12 protein-coding genes are annotated in these 13,593 nt (G+C 44.3%); 1 reads left to right on the top strand and 11 read right to left on the bottom strand.

The annotated features are described in order from the left end of the window. Nucleotides 1-94 precede the first annotated feature (94 nt). Nucleotides 95-433 carry a nitrogen regulatory protein P-II gene (gene glnB / locus H8B19_RS06135; RefSeq protein ID WP_186505914.1) on the bottom strand — a complete coding sequence of 113 codons (339 nt, stop codon included), beginning with the start codon at nt 431-433 and terminating at the stop codon, nt 95-97. An 18-nt stretch (nt 434-451) separates the two neighbouring features. Beyond that, the gene (gene nadE, locus H8B19_RS06130) at nt 452-1,276 is read right to left on the bottom strand and encodes an ammonia-dependent NAD(+) synthetase (RefSeq protein WP_186505913.1); all 825 of its coding nucleotides are present in this window, start codon (nt 1,274-1,276) and stop codon (nt 452-454) included. 201 nt (nt 1,277-1,477) lie between these two features. Between nadE and H8B19_RS06125 the strand changes: the two genes are divergently transcribed. Continuing rightward, complete coding sequence (locus tag H8B19_RS06125) at nt 1,478-2,023, top strand: GspH/FimT family pseudopilin (RefSeq protein WP_186505928.1); 546 nt, start codon at nt 1,478-1,480, stop codon at nt 2,021-2,023. Nucleotide 2,024: 1 nt separating this feature from the next. Here H8B19_RS06125 and H8B19_RS06120 read toward each other — a convergent pair whose 3' ends face one another. From H8B19_RS06120 to ileS, 9 genes are all read right to left on the bottom strand, one after another. Then, nucleotides 2,025-2,483 carry a type IV pilin protein gene (locus H8B19_RS06120; RefSeq protein ID WP_186505912.1) on the bottom strand — a complete coding sequence of 153 codons (459 nt, stop codon included), beginning with the start codon at nt 2,481-2,483 and terminating at the stop codon, nt 2,025-2,027. Nucleotides 2,484-2,485: 2 nt separating this feature from the next. Next, nucleotides 2,486-6,574 (bottom strand): PilC/PilY family type IV pilus protein, encoded by a 4,089-nt coding sequence (locus tag H8B19_RS06115; RefSeq protein WP_186505911.1) that lies wholly within the window; start codon nt 6,572-6,574, stop codon nt 2,486-2,488. Between the two features lie 9 nt (nt 6,575-6,583). After that, complete coding sequence (locus H8B19_RS06110; RefSeq protein WP_186505910.1) at nt 6,584-7,165, bottom strand: PilX N-terminal domain-containing pilus assembly protein; 582 nt, start codon at nt 7,163-7,165, stop codon at nt 6,584-6,586. Then, nucleotides 7,162-8,031, bottom strand: coding sequence for a PilW family protein (locus H8B19_RS06105; protein WP_186505909.1), 870 nt, complete (start codon nt 8,029-8,031; stop codon nt 7,162-7,164). The genes H8B19_RS06110 and H8B19_RS06105 overlap by 4 nt, the downstream gene beginning before the upstream one ends. A 1-nt stretch (nt 8,032) precedes the next feature. After that, complete coding sequence (gene pilV / locus H8B19_RS06100; RefSeq protein ID WP_338401499.1) at nt 8,033-8,686, bottom strand: type IV pilus modification protein PilV; 654 nt, start codon at nt 8,684-8,686, stop codon at nt 8,033-8,035. Between the two features lie 159 nt (nt 8,687-8,845). Continuing rightward, nucleotides 8,846-9,787 (bottom strand): 4-hydroxy-3-methylbut-2-enyl diphosphate reductase, encoded by a 942-nt coding sequence (ispH, locus tag H8B19_RS06095; RefSeq protein WP_186505907.1) that lies wholly within the window; start codon nt 9,785-9,787, stop codon nt 8,846-8,848. Nucleotides 9,788-9,794: 7 nt separating this feature from the next. After that, nucleotides 9,795-10,235: an FKBP-type peptidyl-prolyl cis-trans isomerase gene (gene fkpB / locus H8B19_RS06090; RefSeq protein ID WP_186505906.1), complete on the bottom strand. Its 441-nt coding sequence runs from the start codon at nt 10,233-10,235 to the stop codon at nt 9,795-9,797. Beyond that, nucleotides 10,213-10,722: a signal peptidase II gene (gene lspA / locus H8B19_RS06085; RefSeq protein ID WP_186505905.1), complete on the bottom strand. Its 510-nt coding sequence runs from the start codon at nt 10,720-10,722 to the stop codon at nt 10,213-10,215. Before lspA ends, fkpB begins: the two co-directional genes overlap by 23 nt. Further along, nucleotides 10,715-13,543, bottom strand: a complete 2,829-nt coding sequence (ileS, locus tag H8B19_RS06080) for an isoleucine--tRNA ligase (RefSeq protein WP_186505904.1) — start codon at nt 13,541-13,543, stop codon at nt 10,715-10,717. The genes lspA and ileS overlap by 8 nt, the downstream gene beginning before the upstream one ends. Nucleotides 13,544-13,593: the final 50 nt, after the last annotated feature.

Here is a 13,593-nt window from a genome sequence, read left to right as displayed (position 1 = left end):
AAAAATCCGATGACCTTACGATCATCGGATTTTGATCCTCTTATGCCGAATGTCAACTTCTTAACTGATCGGCATTAGCCTCATGGCGCTTTTTTTAAATAGCTTGTTCGTTTTCTTCACCGGTTCTAATGCGCACCACTCGCGAAACATCATAAACAAAGATTTTACCATCACCAATTTTGCCGGTTTTTGCAGAACTAACAATGGCTTCAACTGCTCTGTCGACCTGATCATCGTTGACTATCAGGTCAACTTTTACTTTAGGTAAAAAATCCACCTGATACTCGGCACCACGATATAATTCAGTGTGTCCTTTCTGACGACCAAAACCTTTAACTTCAGTTACAGTCATGCCAGTAATACCAATTTCTGCAAGTGCTTCCCTGACATCATCCATTTTAAAAGGTTTAACAATGGCTTCAATTTTTTTCACACAAACTCCTTGCGACTCTTAATCGTAAATTGTTGGAATAGGCTGACGCTTATGTTGCGTGCGCTGGTAAATATAGATTAGCTTCTCACTGACTTCATCAGCAACCGCTTTTCCTTCGAGGAAATCATCGATTTGAGCATAGGTTAAGCCTAACGCTTCTTCATCAGCCTTCTGTGGCGTTAAGCTTTCCAGATCGGCTGTTGGGGCTTTTTTAATAATAACTGAAGGTGCGCCCAGTGTTTCAGCCAACTGACGTACTTGACGTTTATTTAACCCAAATAAAGGCGCCAAATCACACGCACCATCCCCGTATTTTGTATAAAAACCGGTAATATTTTCAGCTGAATGGTCAGTACCAAGAACAAGCCCATCAAGCATGCCGGCAATCTCATACTGAATCACCATTCGGGTTCTGGCTTTTACATTGCCTTTAACAAAGTCGACTTTGCCCGCTTGTTGTGGCAATAAACTTCCAAGTGCGTCACAAGTTGCCTGATGCACCGCGTCGGCCCCCGGTGCGACATTAACAACAATGGACTCCGTTGGTTGAATAAAATCAATGCATAACTGCGCGTCATCTTCATCAGCTTGCTGATTGTAAGGCAACCGCACCGCTACAAATTTATATTGCTCGGCATGTTCTTTATTTAATTCATCCACGGCCAACTGCGCCAACCGCCCAAGAGTGCATGAATCCACTCCGCCGCTAATTCCCAGCACCAAAGTATTCAGACCTGACTGTTTAAGGTGAGATTTAATAAAATTAACTCTACGCGTTATTTCATAATGGCTGTCAATTTGCGGTAACACCCGCATTTCACTGATAATATCTTGTCTGTTCACCTGATTTCCCGCTAACGCATTAAAAATATTGGCCTTTTACCTATCATAAAAAATTTTGCATCAATATGCTGCACTAACCTCATTAATTTTTAAATTTAGTTTTTAGGGTATTGAGCCTGCTACTTAGTACAGCAGCACCATACGCATAATTGATAAAAAGCGTGTAAGGTATAATTTTGCAGCCCGCTTCAGGTACTTACTATGCGCAAACAATCCGGTTTAACTTTGTTAGAACTGTTAATCAGCGTTGCCATTATTTCAATATTAATTACAGTAGTAGCACCTAACGTGCGCGAGATGTTGATCACCAATCGTGTTATTTCTCAAATTAACGAACTCAGTGCAACCATTCAATACGCAAGATCAGTAGCGGTCAACGAACGAACAACCACCATAGTGTGTCCCACCAGTAACTTTAGTGTCTGCTCAAATAACTGGAGCGAGGCCAAAATGGTATTTAATGATTTAAACGGTAATGGAAGCAGAGATAGCGACGAAGAGATTTTGGCTGGCACTGAAATCAACGAAAATATCTTGATCACAACCGGACCGGCTCAGGAAATACGTTTTAATCAGTCCGGGGCGACTGCCTCACCCGCCACATTAAAAGTATGTCATAACAGTAATGAAGCTAAATTTGCCCGGGCAGTAGTGATTAGCCTGCAAGGACGTGTAAAAACAAGCAGAGACACTGATAATGACGGCATATATGAAGACAATGCAGGAACAGCACTAAGCTGTCCCTAAACTAACATTTCCAGCAATATTCGCTTGATGCCAGGGTCCCATTATTATTTTTATCCCATCCTTTACGCCCATCACTGAAATAATACAATTTTCCATCGTCAGCTTGTGCCGTGCCACTCACTGGCGTTGCTAACAGTACATAACTGGTGCCACTGGCATTGACACTGTCTATGGTCAGGTTGTACTGCTTTTCTGATGCGGGTTCACTGGATGGGCTGTATGCGTGAAATATACTTGGGGCACCGGTATCAGCCCCACCTGCCGCTGCACCTTTGTAATTATAATTTCCCGCTTTATGACGTTGCATGGCTGCGGCCAGAGCCATCAAATCCGCCTGAGCAGCACTGCGTTTGCCATTTTTTACAAACCCCATGTAAGAGGGGTAAGCAATCGATGTAATAATGCCGACAATGGCGACAACTATCATAAGTTCAATTAAGGTGAATCCGTTATCTCTCATGGCTATCGCTCCGTTTCAGTTTTCCAGCTATTTTTTTGTACTCTTTCCATACGCCCGTAAATATTCTCTGCTAAACAATCCAGTTTGGTTGTGCAATTCTTGGTTGTTCCATCATCTTCCTGTTCTTTGACAATTGAACCGCACTCGGTCCCCAGACACACCACCGGATGGGTCGGATCTTCAATCAATATTTTGGTTTCGGGTGCAATACCGGTTTGTTGCAAATCGACAAATCGATCCGTGTGTTCATCGATATTATTGTGGTTCAAATCAGTTACTGCATTGCCATTAATTAATTCCACCAGATAAGCGCGACTGTTACCACTGGGAGGTGCGCATAAACTGGCGCTAATTTGAGCAGGCACATAAGTAGTGAAAAATAGTTTGTAATTAAGAATCAGCGGCGTTGCCAGGACTTTTTCACCACCCGTTCCCAACCGAATCATCCAACCTTGTTTCCCGGCAAATTTTGCCGCCTCCAGTTGCTGGTCGCTGGTGGAGCCAGTTGTTAACAAATGATCTGTTGCATCATATAACTCGGCTGCGGTAATGGGAGAAGAAGGCAAAATATAATCACCATTACTATCGGTATTAAAAACACCAGTATCTTTAATCATGTAAAGATTATCCTGAATCTCTACATTCAACGGGTGTGCGCGGTAACCAGACCCAATTGCTACCGCATAATAATGCTGATCTGCCAGACTAATTTCGGCTACGTCGGGCGCATAATAGAATCGACGATTATCGGCAGCAGTGCTATCTGCAGAAATAGATGCCAATAATCCACCGGTTACAAATGAACTGCCCGATTCACCATTATGTATATCAAGACGGAAAATTTGTCCGCCAGTGTCGGCGACATACATATGGTCAGCCAGACCATCACTATCCCGGTCAATAACCGAGATACGTGCAGGAATGCTATATTTCATATCACTGATATTTTCGCTAGCATTCGCATCACTGGCAGACCACAACAAGTCCCCCGTATCAGCATCAACGATATAAACGGCGTTCCCCATAGTATCCACGTCACGCAATTGACGGTTATCCTGTAACTCATCATAGCCACCACCAAATACCAACACCGTTTTAACCACGCCACCTATATTCATTTTAGTCAGCGTCGGTTTTGACCATGTTTGCCCTAATTTCGAGAAGTCTCCCACGCCACCTTCAATTTTAAATGCCAGTGATGGCGACGTTTTATTGGTGATGTCAAACGCGTAATAATTGCGGCCACCACGGCGCATGCCAACATAAAGCAGTTTCCGCGACCCCGTATCACGCAACACCATATCGCCATCCATACCGTAGATATGGTTAAAAGAAGAGTTATTCAGATAAAAATCATATAAATTGGGCAACAATTCTTTAGGTATTACAGCAAAATTTTCACTGCCGGTTTCTGGGTCAAAAGAATGTAAAAAGCCCTGGTTGGTCGCCACTAATATCGCACTGTCATTAGTTCCATAATTCACGATAACGGGTTGTGAATGGATAGGATCCCCCATTTGCAAACGCACATCTGTGGTTGAGTTGTCATCATCATCATCTTTGACATCCACACCTCTGGCCCACTGAAGCAAGGTATATCGCAAGCTAGTTGGATTAGCCTGTGTATCAATACCTAAGTCGGATACCGTAATTGAACTGTTGTTTTCATGCAGACTATTGCTGACACTGGCAATATTACCAACCCCATCGAATGTATAAATTGCCCGGCTTAAGTCCAGTTGACTTGCCGCTCCACCGTCTCTTACATCACTCCCATCCACCGTTGGTGACCAATAACTATGCGAAGTATCTTTAAAGAATCCGGTGCCATCATCCACCGCAGCTAAACCGTTTTTATCTTTAATGGTATCGCCGGAAATTTTGTATTTTTTCAGGTTACCTGGCCATGCCGTACCTTCTGCAGGTTTAAACAAAGCAAAATACAATTCATCTTTATGAGTTAAGCGATTGAGCTGGTTAACCGCAACGCCGGGCGAGACAAAGGTTGCATTAACGTCTTTCACGCTTTTTAAAATACTTTCAAATGCGGTCAAAAGCTGAGCACTATCACTGGCCGTATAAAATCCGCCACCACCTTGCAATGCAAGCTGGCTCAAAAAGTTATTGGCCGTCGAATTGGCTGCAAATCCAATGGTGTGAGTAATCACTCTTGCACCAATTTTAGACTCGTTGCTCTTGCTGATATTTTTTACCAGATCAAGACCGCATTTTTCTCCACCACTGGCACTGCCACAACTTTTACCCAGCAGGTCCTCAATTTCATCGACACTATGATTATTATTAGCCTCACCATCTGACAATAAAACAATGTGATTATTGGTCTGACATTGCAAATCAGTTACCGGAGAATTATAGGTGGCACCCGATGGTATATATTCGTAAATACAATCACTGTCGTTAAGGTTATCTTCACTACAGCCATAAGGCAGAACCGAATCATCACCGCTATAAGACAATCGATTACTCACCCGGGTGTGACGACGAACACTGGAACTGACACCATTTTCACCACGTTTCAGACCGTAATAGACATCACGTCCACCATAATAATTAACTGCTTCATAAAGAGTATCCACAATTGGGGTTAATCCATCGGCAGACAACTCATCAACCTTATTTAATAAATGGTCGCGTACAGTTGCCACTGTGGCTGGAATAGCGTTCCCCTGAAATTTAATTTTTAATTGCGTCGCCCCTGAAGGTTTACCGTTATAAGTGTAGGCACCCCTGTTGCCACTAAAATTAGATAATACAAACATCATGGCATTGCCGGATTGCCAGTCGGCCCGATTAACCACAGCCTGAACCTGGTTGACTAATGAGGGACTATCATAGGTATTATTACGATACCAGTTTGGTACCGGCGACCAGGTAACCGCCGAGGTTTTATTTTTACGGTCAAGATATCGCCGGGGGTAAGGTGAAAAATCATTGGGATCTGCTTCATCAACTGCTGCAATATCAAAGGACGCGCTACCAATGCGATTCTGATAAGCGGTAAAGGTTAAATAGGCTTCCTGAACGACCGCTCCCTGAGGAATAGTAACATTTTCGAAACGAACACCCGCGTACTGATTGCTACTCGAGTTTAAGGTTAATTCGGTCCCGGTATTCTGATAACCGTTAGACTGTTCTTCAGCATTATTATTTTGACTGTTTACCTGAAAGAACATTTCACCACCAACACATCCGGTAGCACTGGCTTTATCATAACTAATGACAATTTCAGCCCCCAAACCACTACCTTCATCGTAAGACTTAATAAAACGCTGGCTGGAGCCACTTATCCCACTGCCATCTATTAACAGACTTAGTGCATTACCACCACACCAATCACCACGATTCACAACTTCCTGAATGACAGACGTTATGTCGGGAGTGACAAACTGCTCATTGGTATTGGGCCAGTCATTATCAGTATTCCAGTCCACATAACTGCTGGTTTTTGCTCTTGAACTAATATCGCCACTGGAACCACTAAAAGAATCAGAATTACCGGACGCCTCTCCATAAAATCGTATGTTAGCCGCGCTGACATTGTAGCTATCTGAAGTAAAACGCAAATAAGCAGAATTAATTGTGGCACCGCGGGGAATTTGTAATTGTTCAAAACGCAACCCTGATGATACCGGTGAAGTTCCATCAACCAGTACCAGACGGTTATTAGTGGTGTTAACACTTACACCAATTTCATGTGCATCATCAGCCGAATTTGCCACAGAAGTGACAATTTCAGGCTCAACCGGAGAGTCAATTGGACGCACAGGATATAAAACAGGGCCTCCGTAATCAGAGAAACGCATTAACCCTGCATTAATATTGGTGGCAGAACGCAATGCATCTTTTAATGCATTTTGTACTCGCAGTAATCTGGATTCATAGGTGCCATCCTTGCCTGCCATACTGCCGGAACTGTCCATAATAAACAGTACGTTGGGATTATAGGTAAGCTGGTTATTTCCCACCCCCAAATAGATTTCAATATCATCACCAAATGCAGCTGTATTGACCATAAATGACAGTACGGCCGCAGCCAGCGTATTAAACAGAGAAATTTTTGACCGAAACATCATACCCTCCTAGCCACCATTACTGGCAGGGGCAAAAACGGAAACATTGAGTGAATTAGCCACCACATAAGGTGAACCTACAACCTGACCACAACCTTTTACTTTAAAGATGTGGCAACTGATATTGCTGCCGCCAATCACATTGCTTGATCCCAGACACGCGCGTTCTCCAACAAAGGCGGTACTTGACCAACTATTCGTTGGGGGTTGACTGCTAAAGGTACCAGCGGAATTATTTTGTGCGCCGGGTTGTACTCCGGCACTGGTCATACGGCGCTGTGTCCAGTTAAGCGTATCCAAACAACTTAAATCCTGAACTGTCAGATCGAGCTGGGCTTTTTGGCGAGCCTCAGTTAACGGGTCAGCGACCGCATTGTTTCCCAAAACCTGTAAATCTTCGGACTCAAACATCACGCCACCAAGTCCGGCTTCAGCCGCATCAAAAGCCAGATTATAAGATTCCATTGACTGTGACATTTTGCTTTGCATTAAACTCGAGCTCACTGATGACACACCCAGGATGGTCAAACTCAGTAAGATCAGCAATGCAAACACCAGTACGATGCCCTGCTGTTTATTTATGCTTTTCATTGGTTGTTACTCCGCAAAAAATTTTTCACATTGCGAAAACTGATCGTGGTTTCAAATTGCTTATATAACTGGTGATCTGTGGGACTAAAACTATCTTCATTCAATAATTTAAATGTTGGCACTTTATCGATATACAACTCACTCTCACCTTTCACCAAAACCGCAACTTGTATCGCCACAACCTGCCCACCGGCCAGAATTTGAGCGGCCACATTATCAGCAGTGACATAATTTACCGGACGACCAGAACTGTCATTTGTGATAGCAGCATTAGCAATGGCGTATAACACCTGAAATCCGTAAACATCATCCAATAAGGTAAACGCAGCATCACCATTATTCCCCACTGCCACTTTTTGACCTGCCAGCACTCGTCCGTCAAAACCGACACATTTGAGTTTGTTATCTTCAACAAAATACCGATTGACCACATAAAACTGTTCAGTGTCGGCATATCCGAGCTTGTAACCACGACAATCCTGACCTGCCTGCATACCGGCTACCAGTACGTCATCACCACCATTAGCACCCTGAGTCGAACCTAAAACAGGCTGTAAGGGGAAATCTCCCGGGAGAATTATCGGATGATTTTGTACAAAAGCGGCTTCCGGAACGACATCAACACTGCGTTCAAGATTTGGGTCAAGCGAATCATAACGCCCAGTCTCTAACAGCTCATTACGAAGGCGAGTCATAATAAAACGACCACTTTCCTGAGCAGAAGCAATGCCCCGGTTCAGGCGCTCTGTCACCTGATTGCTGACTAATACCTGAACGATTGCACCAGAAATAATTAACCCCAGTACTAAGGTGATCATAAGTTCAATTAAGCTAAAGCCGCGGGATAAGGAATTTAAACGATGCATATCAGAGTACCAGCTCTAACAAAACGCAGTCGCGCGGCTCTGCGTCACTGGAAGGATTACAGACAGGATTTAACTTTCTATCGATGTTTTGCCAGTTTTCAGCCGGCCAGCTCAGCATGATTTGCTGAGCAGAGCCCGCACTGCACGCATCGGCATCCGCCAGATTATTGTCATTGCAACTCACGTCCAGCGTCACTGAAGGATTAATTTTGGTTGCGGCACAAGTTAACTGCCAGCCATCATAGGTTGCCAACTCGGCACTACTACAGGTGTTAGCATTACAATCCCGTATTGACGCGGGTTTATCCTTACAAAAACATTCCCATCCCGGCTCCCCACTGCCGCAGGAGAGTTGCTTGAAATTATAGGTATCGGGATCAAAATAACGATCATCTGCGACCAACCCGCTAAAACTGGCTGATACAAAACTATTGGCACGTAATCGCTCAGCGGTTTGCTGAGCAACAAGTACAGCATTCGCCCTGTTGAGCGCATCAGAATTTGAAAAGGCACCAATAAACTGTAGCGACGCCACCCCAAGCATGCCTATAGCCAGAATAAACAAGGTCACCAATACCTCGATCATTCCAACACCGCTTTGATGATGGCACCTACTTGTTTGTCTGTGTCTTAATTGCGTTTGAACTGATAACACCTTGCCCTCTTGCAACCTGCAATATGTACAGGTATGTCACTATAGAGTAGCTGAACTTGTTACAGCTTTGGTTATCAATTCAATACTAAAGGTATAAAGATCGGACTGTTTTCATACCTAAAAGGCCCCATCTAAATGTGGCCTTTTAGGTGATTTAGATTAAATCATCTTAACTTGAAGTTCTTTGGGCACGGCAAATTCAATATTTTCCTTACGTCCTTCAACTTCGATAACATTGGCAGCACCAAGGGCTTTGAGCCGTTCAATCACACCGTTCACCAACACCTCTGGCGCTGAAGCACCGGCAGTTACCCCAATGTTAGCGGCACCCGTTAACCATTGTGTTTGAATGCAGTTTGCATCATTAATTAAATACGCAGTGACGCCCATTTTTTCTGCCAGTTCACGCAGACGGTTTGAATTTGAACTGTTTTTAGCACCAACAACTAACATCAAATCGCATTTTTCTGCCAAGTCACGCACGGCATCCTGACGGTTTTGTGTGGCATAACAAATATCATCTTTACGTGGGCCTTCGATAGCAGGGAATTTTGCCCGCAACGCATCAATCACATCCGCGGTGTCATCAACCGACAGCGTAGTCTGACTGCAGTAATACAGACGTTGTGGATCTTTTACTTCAAGGTTGGCCACATCCGCTTCTGACTCCACCAGATAAATCCCACCTTGCGGATTATCATATTGCCCCATGGTGCCTTCCACCTCAGGATGTCCCTGATGACCAATTAAGATGCATTCAACGCCACGTTTGCTGGCACGGGTTACTTCCATATGCACTTTAGTCACCAGAGGACAAGTGGCGTCAAAAACCTTTAACCCCCTGTCATCCGCTTCTTTACGCACCGACTGTGCTACACCATGCGCAGAGAAAATAACAATGCAGTCGTTAGGTACTTCATGTAGTTCATCTACAAATACCGCACCGCGCTTTCGCAAACCATCAACCACAAACTTGTTATGCACCACTTCATGGCGCACATAAATAGGCGGCTCAAAAATTTCCAGCGCACGTTCCACAATGGTAATGGCCCGGTCTACACCGGCACAGAAGCCTCGGGGATTAGCCAGTTGAATGTCCATACAATACCTAGTGAATATCTATAATTTCTACGGCAAAAACCACATCCTGACCAGCCAGTGGATGATTAAAGTCCACTGTCACAGAATGTCCGTTTATCTCGCGAATAATGCCTGGCATTTCAGTACCATCTGGTTGGGTAAACGCAATAATCATCCCAACCTGAGCAGGCGTATCCTGACCAAAACGACTAATATCCATATAGTGAATATTATCAGGGTTCGGCATACCAAAGGCATCCTGTGCAGCTAGCTTAAACTCTTTTTTATCACCGACAGATAAACCCAGCAAACACTGTTCAAAGTTAGGTGTCAGGCTGCCATCGCCCATTACCAGTTTGGCAGGTTTATTGTTAACACGAGTACTATCGGCCGCAGAGCCATCGGTAAGTTTTAAATCAAAGTGCAAAACCACCTGACTGTTTTGATCAATGATTTGTGGCTTGCTCATCTTTTTTATTTCCTGAACGCATTGCGTCATAAATTAAAAATACCGCGCCTACAAAAATGGCGCTATCAGCGATATTAAAGGTTGGCCAGTGCCACTGCTGGTAATACACATCGAGAAAATCGATCACATAGCCATAATGCAAGCGGTCGTATACATTGCCCAGTGCACCACTTAAAATTAACGCGAAAGCAGATGGTACTAATTTTTGTTTGGCCTCTGTTTTTTTCAGCCAGTACAAAATTAATACACTGACGACCACAGCGATAACGGTAAAAAACCAGCGCTGCCAGCCACCCTCGGTGCTTAAAAAGCTAAACGCTGCGCCATGGTTTTGCACATAAGTAATGCTAAACATCGGAATAACAGGAATGGAGTCATACAACTTCATGCTACCCACCACCCAATGTTTGCTAATCTGGTCAACCGCGAACATTACTACGGTTAACCACAGCCAGCGCAAACCTGAGCCGCTAAAAAACTTAAGCATAATGACGTTGCTCTCCGTCGCCTTCGATATTGTCCACACAACGACCACATAATTCCGGGTGTTCAGTGTGCGAACCAACATCTTCGCGATAGTGCCAGCAACGCGTACATTTATGACCTGCAGATACCGCAATCGATACCCACAAACCGTCCACTTCTGTTGCTACAGCACCTTCTGGCGCACTATCACTTACCACCACTTTGGCTTGTGAGGTAATCAAAACAAAACGTAACTCATCTTGTAGTTTATTCAGTTGTTCTGCGAGTTCAGACTTAGCATATAAGGTCACGTCTGCTTGCAAAGAACCACCAATCAGGCTGTCACGACGCGCTTGTTCCAGCGCACCATTCACTTCATCCTTCACCGACATCACTGTTTGCCAGAATGCATCACTGAATTGATTATCCACACCTTGCAAATCAAAACCCTTGTACCAAACATCAGTAAAGACAAATTCATCACGCTCACCTGGCATTTCCTGCCAGATTTCCTGAGCTGTAAAGCTCATTATCGGGGCAATCCAACGAACTAATGCTTCAACAATATGATACAGCGCAGTTTGACAGGAACGGCGTGCCACACTGTCAGATTTAGCCGTGTATTGTCTGTCTTTAATGATATCCAGATAGAAACTACCCATATCAATGGAACAGAAGTGCATTAACTTTTGGGTGATTTGCAATAAATCATATTTGTTGTAATCGCTGATTAATTCCTGCTGCAAGGCTTCGGCTTTTTGCACTGCCCACAAATCAAGGGACACCATATCTTTCGCTGCTACCATATCTGTCGCAGGGTTAAAGCCATTAAGGTTGGCAAGCAGGAAACGTGCAGTATTACGAATACGGCGATAAGCGTCAGCAGAACGTTTAAGAATTTCATCAGATACCGCAATTTCACTGCGGTAATCGGTTGACGCTACCCATAAACGTAAAATATCAGCGCCCAGTTTGTTCATCACATCCTGTGGCGATACCGTATTACCAATAGACTTAGACATTTTTTTGCCTTCCGCGTCTACAGTAAAACCATGGGTTAATACTTGTTTGTAAGGTGCTTTGTCAGACATAGCCACCGATGTCATTAACGACGACATAAACCAGCCACGGTGTTGGTCTGAGCCTTCTAAGTATAAATCTGCAGATGCCGGAATCTCTTCACGTTGATCAACCACAAAGAAGTGCGTTACACCCGAGTCGAACCACACATCCAACGTATCTTGCACTTTTACATAGGTCTGCGCATCGTCACCCAATAACTCTTCAGCGTCCAAATCCCACCAGGCCTGAATACCCTTGGCTTCAACTTGCCTGGCAACCTGCTCCAGTAACTCGGAACTACGAGGGTGCAAATCACCGGTGTCTTTATGGATAAATAACGCAATCGGCACTCCCCATGTACGCTGACGCGAAATACACCAGTCAGGACGTCCTTCTACCATCGCAGTGATTCGGTTTTCACCCCACTCAGGGATCCACTGCGTTTTTTTGATTTCTTCAAGCGACTTCTGGCGTAAACCGTTTTTATCCATGCTGATAAACCATTGCGGTGTGGCACGGAAAATAATTGGTGTTTTGTGACGCCAGCAATGCGGATAACTGTGCTCAAAGGCATGGTGATGTAATAACGCACCATGCTGTTTTAATACTTCGATGATTTCATCGTTAGCTTTAAATACATGCTGACCGGCAAACAATTCAGTGCCTTCCATATAAACACCGTTGGCACCCACAGGGTTTGCCACTTCGATGCCATATTGGCGACCGACATTAAAGTCATCCACACCATGACCCGGCGCAGTATGAACTAAACCAGTACCAGAATCGGTAGTAACATGATCACCCAAAATAAGTGGTACGTCGAAATCATAAAACGGATGTTTTACCCGTACATTTTCAAGTACTTTACCCTTGCAAAAACCTAATGCGTGATAATGCTCAATACCAAAACGATCCATGCAATCTTTAACCAGATCGCTGCCGAGGATCAGACGCTTAGGTGTATCACCGTCTTCAATTTGCACCAGACAATAATCCAGATCCGCATGCACGCTGATTGCACGGTTAGCAGGTAAAGTCCAGGGTGTAGTCGTCCAGATAGCTGCTGAGACAGCGCCTTTGCCAGCATGACCATCAGGATGGTCAAATAAATCAGCAACGGCGTCACTATCAACTGCTTCAAACGCCACATCTATTGCCGGGGAATGCTTATCTTTATATTCCACTTCCGCTTCAGCCAGCGCCGAACCACAATCGGTACACCAGTGCACCGGCTTAAAGCCTTTTTCGATATGGCCGTTTTCCAGTACTTTACCTAATACACGGATAATGTCGGCTTCAGAGCGAAAATCCATGGTTTTGTAGGGTTTATCCCACTGACCAAACACACCAAGACGGATAAAATCACGCATCTGGCCGTCGATTTGCTTTTGAGCATATTCGCGACATTTTTGACGAAATTCAGCTGCCGACACTTTTTTGCCAGGCTTACCCACTTTCTTTTCGACCTGCAGTTCGATTGGCAGGCCATGGCAATCCCAACCCGGGATATAAGGTGCATCAAAATCCGATAAAGTCTTTGACTTAACAATAATGTCTTTCAGAATTTTATTAACAGCGTGGCCAATGTGAATATCACCGTTGGCATAAGGAGGGCCGTCATGCAACACAAAAGGCGTTTTACCTTTTTTGGCTTGACGGATCTTTGAATAGAGCTCGGCATCAGTCCAGCTTTTGAGCATTTTAGGCTCACGCTGGGCTAAATTACCACGCATCGGAAACTCAGTTTCCGGCAAATTCAGAGTATGCTTGTAATCGCTCATGTGTAATAAAATCCAGTCAAAGTGTAATGGGCAACACTGCCCGTTTATAA

Source organism: Neptunicella marina (assembly GCF_014270035.1).
GTDB classification, from domain to species: domain Bacteria; phylum Pseudomonadota; class Gammaproteobacteria; order Enterobacterales; family Alteromonadaceae; genus Neptunicella; species Neptunicella marina.
This window is presented reverse-complemented; position numbering and strand designations above follow the sequence as displayed.